The sequence below is a fragment of the Blautia sp. Marseille-P3087 genome (genome assembly GCF_900120195.1).
GTDB lineage: Bacteria > Bacillota > Clostridia > Lachnospirales > Lachnospiraceae > Blautia_A.
Map to the genome: position 1 here is coordinate 1527104 of NZ_LT635539.1, position 12525 is coordinate 1539628.

General features: G+C 42.6%; 10 protein-coding genes. 6 read left to right on the forward strand and 4 right to left on the reverse strand.

Annotated features, from left to right (window positions below; all coding sequences use genetic code 11):
• Positions 1 to 495 precede the first annotated feature (495 nt).
• Positions 496 to 1347, forward strand: coding sequence for a hypothetical protein (locus tag BQ7344_RS07300; RefSeq protein ID WP_072522050.1), 852 nt, complete (start codon positions 496 to 498; stop codon positions 1345 to 1347).
• Positions 1348 to 1778: 431 nt separating this feature from the next.
• Here BQ7344_RS07300 and BQ7344_RS07305 read toward each other — a convergent pair whose 3' ends face one another.
• From BQ7344_RS07305 to BQ7344_RS07320, 4 genes are all read right to left on the reverse strand, one after another.
• Positions 1779 to 2573: a Cof-type HAD-IIB family hydrolase gene (locus tag BQ7344_RS07305; RefSeq protein WP_072522051.1), complete on the reverse strand. Its 795-nt coding sequence runs from the start codon at positions 2571 to 2573 to the stop codon at positions 1779 to 1781.
• Positions 2574 to 2799: 226 nt separating this feature from the next.
• On the reverse strand, positions 2800 to 3690 hold the full coding sequence (locus BQ7344_RS07310) for a quinate/shikimate dehydrogenase (RefSeq protein ID WP_334290851.1): 891 nt from the start codon (positions 3688 to 3690) through the stop codon (positions 2800 to 2802).
• A gap of 123 nt (positions 3691 to 3813) precedes the next feature.
• Positions 3814 to 5835, reverse strand: coding sequence for an oxidoreductase (locus BQ7344_RS07315; RefSeq protein WP_072522052.1), 2022 nt, complete (start codon positions 5833 to 5835; stop codon positions 3814 to 3816).
• Positions 5836 to 5933: 98 nt separating this feature from the next.
• On the reverse strand, positions 5934 to 6872 hold the full coding sequence (locus BQ7344_RS07320) for a LysR family transcriptional regulator (RefSeq protein WP_072522053.1): 939 nt from the start codon (positions 6870 to 6872) through the stop codon (positions 5934 to 5936).
• A gap of 254 nt (positions 6873 to 7126) precedes the next feature.
• On the opposite strand from BQ7344_RS07320, the gene BQ7344_RS07325 reads away from it, so the two are divergent.
• The 5 genes from BQ7344_RS07325 to BQ7344_RS07345 all read left to right on the forward strand — a co-directional run bounded on the left by BQ7344_RS07325 (position 7127) and on the right by BQ7344_RS07345 (position 12255).
• Positions 7127 to 8341: an MFS transporter gene (locus BQ7344_RS07325; RefSeq protein WP_072522054.1), complete on the forward strand. Its 1215-nt coding sequence runs from the start codon at positions 7127 to 7129 to the stop codon at positions 8339 to 8341.
• Positions 8342 to 8382: 41 nt separating this feature from the next.
• The gene (gene aroD / locus BQ7344_RS07330) at positions 8383 to 9144 is read left to right on the forward strand and encodes a type I 3-dehydroquinate dehydratase (RefSeq protein WP_072522055.1); all 762 of its coding nucleotides are present in this window, start codon (positions 8383 to 8385) and stop codon (positions 9142 to 9144) included.
• Positions 9145 to 9279: 135 nt separating this feature from the next.
• Positions 9280 to 9906 carry a TRAP transporter small permease gene (locus BQ7344_RS07335; protein ID WP_072522056.1) on the forward strand — a complete coding sequence of 209 codons (627 nt, stop codon included), beginning with the start codon at positions 9280 to 9282 and terminating at the stop codon, positions 9904 to 9906.
• Complete coding sequence (locus BQ7344_RS07340; RefSeq protein WP_072522057.1) at positions 9906 to 11195, forward strand: TRAP transporter large permease; 1290 nt, start codon at positions 9906 to 9908, stop codon at positions 11193 to 11195. Before BQ7344_RS07335 ends, BQ7344_RS07340 begins: the two co-directional genes overlap by 1 nt.
• A gap of 10 nt (positions 11196 to 11205) precedes the next feature.
• The gene (locus BQ7344_RS07345) at positions 11206 to 12255 is read left to right on the forward strand and encodes a TRAP transporter substrate-binding protein (protein WP_072522058.1); all 1050 of its coding nucleotides are present in this window, start codon (positions 11206 to 11208) and stop codon (positions 12253 to 12255) included.
• The last annotated feature ends 270 nt before the right edge of the window (positions 12256 to 12525 follow it).

Sequence of the window (12525 nt, forward strand, 5' to 3'; positions counted from 1 at the left end):
AATATACGTTTATATTAGTTATTTCTACTTTCTTTGTCAATAAACCATAAATAAAATTCATGTTCTCCATAAAAGTATGTAAAAAAATAACACGAATCGGAATTCCATTTTGTGGAAAAATCATGAAAAGTCTGTCCACAAATACTGCCACATATTGTTACCAGACAAACTGCTCTGTCTAATCAGAATATAGTATCGGCATGTAAAAAAATGAAAAACTGATGCGAAGACAGTTTATTCATATTTTCCTGAAAGCCTGTTCTGCCTCTGAAAGAATCAGCGCGGCCTCCGGAATCTCCCTGTTAAAAATGTCCTGCAGAATCTAGCTGGAAAGAAATGGCGTAATGCATGCCTCCGGCTGGATTCCAATAAGTGATGAATCCTCGAATTCAGAATAAAACATGCTTTGGAATACTTCAATATAATTTTCAGGTGTAAAAATTGTCGTTCTGAAAAGAAAGATGATTTCATGGAATTTGTGAAGACAGAAAAAGGATGGCTGAACTTGGAAACCGAAGAACTTACTCAATTATTGGCCGTAATGATGGAGTAAACGATCACCAAAAAACAATATTTGCATCTGATAAAAGTATTGCGGCAATTATGTTATTTGACTCTAGGCATTCACCTAACGACAGTTTTTATTATTCTGAGCAAGATGTTTATTTGCCGATTTATTTTTCTGATGTTAAACAAATCTTCGGTAATTCAGATAGCCTTTTAAATGATCTCTTAATATACCAAACGCAAGCTCAAATGAGTTTTTTATTAAGTATTTTAACAACTAAACAACGTCATCTTAATTCGGAAGAAGAAAAGCAACTTTACACAGAAGTATTAGATGAATGGCTGCCATTTTTTAATAGCATACAAATACCAACTATAATGAAAAAATTTAATAATCAGTATATGACTGTTTTTATAGTTGAAAACATTGGTTTTCTATATTACCGTGATATTTTGGAATTGATAAATTATAAGTACATACTTAAGAGCTGCCCGATATGTCGAAAGATGTTTGTAAAAAGAGATGGGCGAGCAAATTTTTGTCCTAAATGTTCTGCTGATAAAAAATTCCAAAAGCAATATAACGACCGGAAACGTAAAAGAAATACTATTCAGATTGAACATAAAGCCATTGTTGATATGCTCCGCAATCGTGGCGAAGATTACAATGCTTTTGTTGCAGAATCCTACTACTACAGGGATTTGATCGAGGGAAAAGAAGTTTCTCCTTGTCCAGCTGATTATGACTCATCTATTCAAACTAAAGAGCAATATGAGGAATGGTTAAAAAAGAAACATAAAGAATTGACCAAAAGACCAAAAAAACACCCGGCGCATTAATTTGTACCGGGTAGTCATTTATACATGTTCCAATTTGTTCTAACCCATGCTATACTAATCATGTTGTCCAACCGAGACCCGGCAACGGGAGGAGGTGAACACATGGAAATAGTCATATCTTTTTTGGTGGCTGTTGCGGCAGGTGTGACTTGCCATCTCATTTGCAAATGGTTAGACAGTCATAACAAGGACAACGAATAGCCTAGTGGATGCTCAACCACTGAAATAAAAAGAGAAGAACCCTCGCATGTATTGGTGGTACATACGAGGGTTCGTTCTTTGTTCACATGGAACATCGTCATATCTTTTTTGCCTACTGGCATTATAGCATATGCGTTTCTGTAAATCAATATGTCTGATCTCGGTATTTTATGAATTTCTTTGGCATTTGACATAAAACTACATTCCCGCAATCTTTATCCGGCAGTTGCTTACAGCAACGTTTTCAATACACTCAACACACCGTCTTCTGCATAAGACGGGCATACGGCTTTTGCTGCCATGCGCACTTCTTCTCTGGCATTTGCCACTGCATAGCTGAATCCGGAATCTTTCAGCATCGCGATATCATTGATGTTATCCCCAAAGGCGCAGGTTTCTTCCGGCGATATCCCCAGATATTCCTGAAGAAATGCCACCGCACTTCGTTTATCGGCACCAAGCGGTGTTCCGTCCATCCACTCTTTTCCGGCTGCTGCAAGATTTATCTTGTCTTTCCAGTATGGTGTAAAAACCGGTGCACAAAGTTCTTCGCAGCGTTCCGTATTATATACCGCGATCTTCATGATCTGCTCACCTTCAAGATGCATCATATCCGGAACCTCACGGATATCATATCCATAGGAATCCCTGAGCCAGCAGAACATCTTGCTTTTGGAATCTTCTGCAAAGCATCTGTCTGGTCCCGAAATAAAATAATCACATTCCGGCAGCTCTGTCTTAACCATTTTTGCCATATTCTTCCAGATCTCATCCGGCAGTGTGTGGATCTTCAGTATTTTTTCTGATGTACGGATCAGTGTTCCACCATCTGATACAAAAAAGATCTGGTCTTTTACCAGCGCAAAAAGCTGGCTTTCGCTGCTGTACTGTCTGCCCGAGCATACTGCAAAGTAAACTCCTTTTTTTCTCAGTTTCTTTATAACATCCATATACTCCGGATTGATTTCCAGCGTTCCATCCTTTACCAGAGTACCGTCTACATCACTGACAACAAGTTTTATCATTTGAATTCTCCTCCCCCCCAAAAGCACCGATAGATTTCATAGTATTCTCCTGTGAATCAGATGTCAACAGCTTTCAGCGCATAATTTTTATGTAATAGGAACATTGCGGAGTAATTTCCTATTACATAAAAAAACCGCGCACCGGCTTCATGTCAGTGCGCAGTCCTTATGGAGTTTCACAACTCAAGGGAGAGTCTTCAAAAATATGTTCAGAATCTGAGATTACTTAGATTCCAAGTTTTTCTTTCATGTAATCTACCGGTGTGTCTTTTCCTGTGTAAAGTTTGATGGCGATCAGTGCCTGGAACAGCATCATGCTCATACCATTGTAAACTTTTTCGCATCCTGCTTCTTTTGCCTGTTTCATCATAACAGTTTCGCGTGGTGCATAAACAGTATCTGTTACGATCAGATCTTTCTTGAAGAAAGAAGTATCCGGGATGTTGGAAAGGTCTTCCAGCGGGTGCATACCTACACCTGTTGCATCACAGAAAAGATCTGCTGCGTGCATTTTTTCTTTGAGGAGATCATGATCTGCAAGGTCATTCATAGTAGCCTTGCAGTTTGTGTTTTTGTTGATCAGATCAACGATTTCTTCTCCACGGCTGTAGAATTTATCTTTAATGTTGAAGATTTCAATCTCTGCGATTCCGTCAAGGGCACCACGTACAGCGATTGCAGTTGCAGCTCCGCCGGTTCCGATCAGAACCATCTTCATTCCTTTGAAATCAATGCCTTCTTCTTTGAGTCCCTGCCAGTATCCCATACCGTCAGTGTTGTAGCCTTTAAGCTTTCCGGTAACCTGTCCGTTTTCGTCACGCATGTTTACAACTGTGTTGATCGCACCACATAATTTTGCTGCTTCGTCAACTTCGTCCAGATATTTATGAACAACAGTTTTGTTTGGCATGGAGATGTTGGAGCCGAGCATTTTGAGAGCACGGATACTCTGAACAGCATCTTTCAGGGAATCATTGTCTACTTCGAATGCAAGCTGAATAACGTCATCACCGTTTTTGTCGTATGCAAGGTTGTGTGTTGTCGGTGACTGTGTATGACGGATCGGGTAAGCCATTAATCCTACTAATTCTGTATGTCCTGTTACGTTTGGCATGATTTTTTCCTCTTTTCTTTATATTTATGAAAATCGCTGCTTTCTCTTGTTTGGGCGGGATCCAAGTTCAAATGTCTTGCCATGCAGGCATGACCGACATTTGGACCTTTTCTCCCTTGATATCATTTATTCAAGTGGTTCTAAGTGCAGGTAACCCTGAGATTCCAGCACGTTCAGGATTGCACGGCCTTCCATGGTTCCTTCCATAATACGGCGGGCACGTACGGAATCACCGATGGTGTATACATAAGTATCTGTATCCTTAAATGCTTCTTCAAGTTCCGGAAGCACCGGGTTGTTGGAACGCATTCCGAGGCAGTTGAAGCCAAGATCGAATTCCATGTCCTTAATCTGTCCGTCCGGAAGTTTTACAGTAAATGCATTTTCCTTTACTTCCTGAAGTGCTGTGTTTACATATTCCTTCACGCCATATTTGTCATGTGTTTCACGCATGGAGCATTTGGTGATCGGGTCTGCAAGCATACCAATCTGAGGAAGCATATCAATGATCGTACATTCTGCTCCACGAGGTGCAAAATATTCGATTACATCAAGTCCTACGGATCCGCCGCCGACAACAACGACTTTTTTGTCCTTGCATGCTTCATCCGGGTATTTGCCTGCATTCAGGTTGTTGATCATATCAAAAATTGTAGCCACATTTCCGGCCTCGATGTTTTCTTTGAGACCTTTGATCGGTGGAACAAGCGGTACAGAACCGGTTGCATTTACAACGATGTCCGGCTTAAACTGTTTTACTTTTTCGACAGTTGCTTCTGTATTCAGGAAAACATAAAGATTTTTCAGTCTGGCAGCGCGTGCTTCCAGATATTTCGGAAAATCTTTCATACGGGTCTTGCTCGGAAGGTCTGAAATAAATGTGGAGAGACCTCCAAGGTGATCCTTCTTTTCCAGAACGAATACGTTGCATCCGACTTCTGCCGCTGTACATGCAGCTTCCAGTCCCGCTGTACCACCACCTACAACTACAACATTGCAGTTTTTGTTAACTTTGAGTGCTTTATAAATATCGCCTTCCGGTACAGCCGGGTTAACTGTACAACGGATCGGACGATTTACACCGATACGGTTTCCGGCACATCCCACGTTACATGAGATACATTTACGAATAATATCTTCCTCGCCGTTTTCTACTTTTTTTACCCAGTTCGGGTCTGCGATAAGACCACGTCCCATTCCGACGATATCTACGTCGCCGCTCTCGAGAATTTTCTCGACAACTTCAGGATCACGGTAGTTACCTGCATTGATAACCGGTTTCTTAAATTTATCTTTTACGGCTCTTGCCATATAAGATCTCCATCCATCCGGAAGATAGTTGGAGTCGATCTGATACTGAAGAGATGGATTCAGACCGCAGGAAACATCGTACATATCAATAAACTCATCGATATACTCCAGATATTCCAGTGTATCTTCCAGAGTATTTCCACCCGGTACTCTCTCTTCTGCAGAGATACGAACGATGATCGGGAACCACGGTCCTACATTTTTACGTACTTCTTCAAGTACCATACGAGGGAAACGCAGACGATTTTCTACAGAACCGCCGAACTCGTCTGTTCTCTTATTATAGTAAGGGGATATGAACTGGCTCATCAGATAGGAATGTCCACAGTGAATCTCGATTGCGTCAAATCCGATTGCCTGAACACGCTTTGCAGCCTCTCCATATTTTTTAACAGTTGTAAGGATTTCTTCTTTTGTCATCGGACGCGGTGTTTCGCCGCCGGCTTTTGTCGGGATGTTCGAAGAAGAAACTGTTTCCATTCCGGTTCTTGATGAAGATGCGGAAGCACCGGCATGGTTTACCTGAATTGCGACTGTAGCACCATTCTTATGAAGGTTTTCTACGAGCTGATAATAACGCGGCATAAAGCTGTCATGGTCAATACGGATCTGGCTTGTACCATTGGATCCTGCCGGATATTCGATATTTGCATTCTCGAGAATGATAAGACCTGTGCCGCCTTTTGCACGGAGTGAGTAATAATTCATATGACGGTTACTCATCTCACCGCTTGTCTCACCGTAGTTGGTTCCCATCGGGGTCATTGCAATACGGTTTTTAATTGTAGTTCTTTTAATTGTGATCGGTTCAAAAATCTTTGGGTATTCACTCTTCATGAAATTATCTCCTTATCAGTAAGTAACATTCACAAATAACATTCATAAACTCGAGTGGCAATCCTTTGTTTGTGACACAATTATCATAACTCTTTGTATTAAAAATTAACAATATCTTTCAGATAAATTTTTGATACGTTTTCGGTATCATTCGCATCTTCATCCTGCTGTGTCTTCATATATTCAATAAAACGCTCAACAGCCGGCAGCCGGTAACGGTCTTTCATCCAGAACATAAATACCTGACGATAGATTTCCAGTCCCTTCAAACTGTGAATATTGATTCCCTCTGCCTGCTCCAATATATCCGTCCTTGGCATCAGTGCGATTCCGAAATTTTCCCTTACAAGAGATACGATCGAATATTCATCCGGACATTCTACAATCATATTTGGACTGACCTGATATTTCTTATATAGATGTTTTGCATACGTCCCCATCCAGGATTCCTTCTCATAGCCAATTACCGGATAATGATTCAGTTCTGCAAGCGGTACTTCCCTTATTCCGGCAAGTGGATGCTGTTTCGGTGTAATTATAACCAGCTCCTGAGCACTGAGTGGAAAAAATTCCATATCATCTTTCTGAAGATAGCCGCCAAATCCAACGTCAAGCTCGCCGGTCCGCACCTTTGCAGCGATTGCCGGTGTATGATTCTGCCAGAAATTGAACACCACATTTTTGTTTTCTTCTTTATTTAAAAATTTTCGTACTTTATGTGGAATATAATGCCCCGCAAGCGGAAAAATATAACCGATATCAATCTTTCCGCCATCTGAAGAAAGCTCCTGCATCTTACCGACCGCCACATCACAGTCACCCGCGATCCGGTCTGCATGCTCCAGAAAAAGGTATCCTGCTTTTGTAAGCGTCACTCCTCTGCCTTTCTTTTCAAAAAGAGCCACACCGAGTTCACTCTCTAACGCCGCCATGGAACGGCTCAAAGACGGCTGTGAAATATAGAGTTCTTCCGCTGCCTGATGATAGTTTTCCAATCTTGCTACTTTTTGAAAATACAGAATCTGATTCAGTGTCATTTCCTTCTCCTCCTGTATATAATCTCCCATATTCCGGTAATTCCCCGTATTACCTTTTCTGATTATTATACCACACCACCATTAATGCATTCAATGCATTAGTTTTTCCCTTTAAAAGCATTAGACCACATGCATTGTACCTGTTAAAATACAGTTAAATGTTATTTTTTTAACACAATTCACCACGGCATTTCTAAAGTTTGTGACAGAACCCAAAGAAAACCGAAATCACTTTTTAAGAAAAGGAGAACAACATGAACAAGAAATATCTGCCAAGTGCATTGATTTTGTACTTGAACTACTTCATCCACGGTGTTGGATGCTCTATTCTGGGACAAGCAGTTATTAAGGACGCGCTTGCAGGCGCATGGGGCGTTGAGGCAATGGCAATCACAGCAATCTCTGCTGCACTCGGACTCGGCCGTCTGATCGCACTTCCATTCGCAGGACCGCTCTCAGACAAACTTGGCCGCCGCATTTCCACAGCAATCGGAAGTGCTTCTTATGCAATCTACCTGATCGGTCTTGCACTTGCATTTAATGCCGGAACAAACGGTGGTTACACCATCGCTTATGTATGTGCAATCCTCGGTGGTATCGCAAACTCCTTCCTTGATACAGGTATCTACCCGGCAGTTTCCGAGATCATCTACAAAGCTCCAGGCGTTGCAACTATGGGAATCAAATTCTTCATCGCAATCGCACAGATGCTTCTTCCATTCGTACTGGGCGCTACAGTAGCTACAACAGCTGCAGGACTTACTTCCTACAACCGCCTGTTCTACGGATGCGGTATTATCTATATCGTACTTTTTGTACTTGTATTCCTGTTCCCGCTTCCGGATGCTGACCAAAAAGCAGCCGGCAAAAAAGAAGGACTTATCGACAGCCTGAAACACACACATTTCTCTTTCGAATCCATCGCAATGATCCTGATCGGATTCACATGTACAGGTACTTTCCAGTTATGGCTGAACTGTGCACAGAACTTTGCAAAAGAAAATGTAGGCTGGGCTGATCCGTCCATCATGCAGACATACTACTCTGCAGGTACTCTGATCGCACTTATAGTAACTGCACTCCTTACAAGAAAAATCAAAGATGTTCGCTTCATCGTTATCTACCCGGTTATCTGCCTTGCAACTCTGATCGTTGTTCTTACAGGCCAGAGCCAGACACTGATGATCGCCGGTGCATTTATCATCGGATGGGCAGGTGCAGGCGGACTTCTTCAGATTGCAACATCCGTATGCAACATGTTGTTCCCTAAGATCAAAGGAACTGTTACAGCACTTGTTATGATTGCATCTTCTCTGTGTAACTACACAATCCTGACAGCAGCATCCAAAATGCAGCCTTCTCAGGTTATGATCATGAACATCGTACTTACTGCAGCAGGTGTTGTACTTGGTCTCTTTGTAAACATTCGTTACAAAAAAATGGTTGCTCTTGCTGAGGCAGACAATTAAAATAATATCAGGGTGAAAATTCAAAAAGAAAGGAAATCATCATGAATACAGTTAAAATCCGTGACATTGAGATTGGTACAGGCGCACCGAAGATCATCGTTCCGATCGTTGGCGTCACAAAAGAAGACATCATTGAAGAAGCAAAAACATTTGATTCTATTCCGATCGACGTTGTTGAATGGCGTGTAGACTGGTTTGAAGGTGTATTTGATTTTGCAAAAGTAGAAGATGTACTGAAAGACCTTCGCGAGGTTCTTGGAAACATCCCGCTTCTTATGACTTTCCGTACTTCCAAAGAAGGCGGCGAAAAAGCTATCGAACCGGAAGCTTATGCTGAACTGAACATCAAAGCTGCACAGACCGGATATGTAGATCTCGTTGATGTTGAAATCTTTACCGGAGATGATATCGTAAAAAAAATCATCGACGGTGCTCACGCAGCCGGAGTCAAAGTCATCGCTTCCAACCATGACTTCTTCAAAACTCCTGCAAAAGCAGATATCATCTATCGTCTCCGCAAGATGCAGGATATGAACGCTGATATTCCGAAGATTGCAGTTATGCCTCAGAATAAAAAAGATGTTCTGACACTTCTCGCTGCTACAGAAGAAATGACCACAAACTATGCAGACAGACCGATCATCACCATGTCAATGGCAGGTACCGGCGTTATCAGCCGTCTCTGCGGTGAAGTATTCGGTTCTTCCATGACCTTCGGTGCTGCAAAGAAAGCCTCCGCACCGGGACAAATGGGAGTAAATGATCTGAATACAGTCCTTGGACTTCTTCATAGCGCAATGTAATGCAGCTATAATTACTTCTTGAAAATGCCGGTATTTTTATTTAAAATAAAAGTACCGGTGTTTTTTATAACTGTAAAGCGTTAAACAGTTATTCGTGAAAAAATATCTATACTTAATTTTTAAGGGAGGTCCTTCATGAAAAAAATACTTCACTGGCTGGACGAGAACCTCGAAGAATTTATCCTTGTTCTTTTCCTGATCGCCATGACGCTGATCATGGGTGTCCAGGTCTTTTGCAGATATGTTCTTGGCATGTCCCTGTCCTGGTCTGAGGAACTTACCAGATACCTCTTTATCTGGTGTGGATTTTTGAGCGTCAGCTACTGCAGCAAAAAATGTCTTTCTATCAAAATCGAGCAGTTCGTTGCGATTTTTCCCCGTCGTGGTAAAGCTTTATTTAAAGTAGTCAACCATACTTTTGAGCTGATCTTTTTCATCTATATGATTCCATTTGCCTGGTCTTATATGATGTCTTCTGTTCACAGTGGACAGCTTTCACCGGCTTGTGGTATTCCAATGTATTATGTACAGGCAGCACCTCTTGTCTCCTTTGTTCTGGTTGCCTTCCGTGTCCTGCAGCGCTGGATCATCGAGTTCCGTGTTGCACGCGGCGAAAATGTATTTGATCCGGCTCATCCGGAACGCAATACTCCTGAGTCCTTCATCCAGGCAAACGCCGAATCACTCGGCGAAAATGCGCTGGAATCCGGTATCGACAACCGTATCAATACCATCAAAAATTCGAATGAGGAGGAACGCTAATGCCAGTCGTAGTTTTATTTATTATCTTTGTAGCCTTACTGGTCATCGCAGTTCCGGTATCCATCACTCTTGGGATTACATCTGTTCTTCCGTCCGTGTTTGATCCGTCCTTTACTGTCGGTGCCAAATATCTGATCCGTGCCATGTTCGGCGGTCTGGACTCTTTCCCGCTCCTTGCGGTTCCGATGTTTGTCCTTTCCGGTATCATCATGGCAAAAGGTGGTATTTCCAAAAAACTGTTTGATGTTTTTGCATACTTCCTCGGAAAGTTCACCGCTGGTATGCCGTGTGCTGTTATCGTCACCTGCCTTTTCTATGGTGCGATCTCCGGTTCTGCTCCTGCAACTGTTGCCGCGGTCGGAAGTATGACGATCCCGATCCTTACAATGCTGGGATATGACCTTACGTTTTCTACTGCGATCGTAGCCGTAGCCGGCGGTCTCGGTGTTATCATTCCACCGAGTATTCCGTTTATCATGTATGGTATGGCTTCCGGTGCCTCTGTCAGTGATCTGTTCCTTGCAGGTATCATCCCGGGACTGATGATCGGCGCACTCCTTATGGTCTATGCCATCTATCACTGCAAACGCTACGGTGAAGACAAAGAAAAGATTCACAGCGAAGTACAGATGCTTCACGACAAAGGTCTTCTGAAGGTTCTGAAAGAAAGTTTCTTCGCCCTTTTAAGTCCGGTCATCATTCTCGGATGCATTTATACCGGTGTTGCTTCTCCGACTGAGGCCGCCGTTATCTCTGTATTCTATGCACTGATCATCAGCCTGTTTGTATACAAGAGTATCAAGATCCGTGATATCTGGCCGATCCTTGTGGAGGCAATCCGTACCTTTACACCGATTCTTTTCATTCTGACAGCATCTACCGCCTTTTCCAGAGTCCTTACTCTGATGCAGGTACCACAGACTGTCAGTGAATTTATCCTGAACAACTTCCACAGCCCGGTTGCGATCCTGCTGATCATCAACGTATTCCTGCTGATCGTCGGTATGGTCATGGATACCACACCGGCAATCCTGATCCTTACACCGATTCTTCTGCCGATCGTAGAAGCCATCGGAATGAACCCGATCCAGTTTGGTGTTATCATGGTTGTCAACCTTGCGATCGGATTTGTTACTCCGCCAATCGGTGTTAACCTGTTTGTTGCAAGTTCTCTGACGGATGTTCCGGTTATGCAGATTGCAAAGAAAGCCATGCCAATGATCGCCTTCTTCCTTGTTGCACTCCTGCTGATCACCTTCATCCCGGCACTTTCTATTGGAATCTTATAGGAGGAAAGACATGAAAAAATTTACTACAGCTACTACAGACATAAAAAAGCGTCGCATCCTCCATGCAGTTCCGGTGCTGGCAGCTGCCGGTATCTTAAGCGTTGTTCTTACCGGATGTGGTTCTTCCGATGAGGAAGTGCAGCGTTATTCCTGGCCACTGGCAACTGCAAGCCCGGAAGATACCGTCACACAGCTTTTTGCAGAAAAATTCGCCGAAGAAGTATCTGACTTAAGTAATGGCAAAATGAAAATTCAGGTATATGCAAACTCCACACTCGGAGGCGACCGTGACCTCCTGGAGACCTGTTCCGACGGTGATATCCCGTTTGTCGTACAGAATACAGCTCCGCAGGTTTCCTTCATGAGTGATCTGGCAGTCTTTGACCTTCCATGCGTGTTTGATTCTCTAGATGACTGCCGTAAAAAAATCGATGATCCGGAATTCTACAGTCTGATCAGTGATGTTTATACAGACGGCGGCTATCATCTGCTTGGTATGGCAGATCAGGGATTCCGTGTTATGAGTACAAATAAACCAGTCAACAGTTTTGCAGATTTCAAAGGTCAGAAGATCCGTACCATGGAAAACAGTTATCATCTGGCATTCTGGAAAGCGCTTGGTGCAAACCCGACTCCGATGAGTTTCAGTGAGGTGTATATCGGTCTGCAGCAGCACACGATCGATGCGCAGGAAAACCCGTATGAAGTTATTGTTTCCAACAATCTGTATGAGCAGCAGGATTACGTCGTGGAGACGAATCATCTGCCGCATCTTATTTCCCTGATTGTCAATGATGAGTTCTTTAAAGACCTTCCAAAGGATGAGCAGGAAATCATGACGGAGGCTGCACAGCTTGCTACAGAGTATGCAAGAGAACAGTCTGATGCACGAATTGCAGATAAGATTGCAACGATCAAAGAAAGCGGAACAGAGATCATCACACTCTCTGACGAAACACGTAAAGAGATCCGTGAAGCAGCAAAAGGTGTGTATGAATCGATCAGGGAAGTGATTGATCCTGCAATCTATAATTCTTACATGGATGGTATTGAAGAATAGTAATATAGTTCCAAAAAAGTAGTATCCTGTCTGATTTCTACAGGCGGTTTCAAAAATTCGGATATACTAAGGAAAGAAAATCCTACAAAAAACGTCCATCAAAATGCCAAACTCGCTTACGCTCAAACAGTGTCATTTTGATGGACAAAGTAGTATTTTATTTCCAAAGTATATCTTCGAATTTTCTCAAGGCCTGTATAATCCAGACAGGATACTCTTTTTTACTGTATTCCCCTTCTCCCCACCTACACATAGCAAATTCAGGTCTTC

What these genes read in the sequence shown, in the direction of transcription:
- BQ7344_RS07300 (WP_072522050.1), top strand. Translation starts at nt 496, where the DNA reads ATGGCTGAACTTGGAAACCGAAGAACTTACTCAATTATTGGCCGTAAT.
- BQ7344_RS07305 (WP_072522051.1), bottom strand. Translation starts at nt 2,573, where the DNA reads ATGATAAAACTTGTTGTCAGTGATGTAGACGGTACTCTGGTAAAGGAT.
- BQ7344_RS07315 (WP_072522052.1), bottom strand. Translation starts at nt 5,835, where the DNA reads ATGAAGAGTGAATACCCAAAGATTTTTGAACCGATCACAATTAAAAGA.
- BQ7344_RS07320 (WP_072522053.1), bottom strand. Translation starts at nt 6,872, where the DNA reads ATGACACTGAATCAGATTCTGTATTTTCAAAAAGTAGCAAGATTGGAA.
- BQ7344_RS07325 (WP_072522054.1), top strand. Translation starts at nt 7,127, where the DNA reads ATGAACAAGAAATATCTGCCAAGTGCATTGATTTTGTACTTGAACTAC.
- aroD (WP_072522055.1), top strand. Translation starts at nt 8,383, where the DNA reads ATGAATACAGTTAAAATCCGTGACATTGAGATTGGTACAGGCGCACCG.
- BQ7344_RS07335 (WP_072522056.1), top strand. Translation starts at nt 9,280, where the DNA reads ATGAAAAAAATACTTCACTGGCTGGACGAGAACCTCGAAGAATTTATC.
- BQ7344_RS07340 (WP_072522057.1), top strand. Translation starts at nt 9,906, where the DNA reads ATGCCAGTCGTAGTTTTATTTATTATCTTTGTAGCCTTACTGGTCATC.
- BQ7344_RS07345 (WP_072522058.1), top strand. Translation starts at nt 11,206, where the DNA reads ATGAAAAAATTTACTACAGCTACTACAGACATAAAAAAGCGTCGCATC.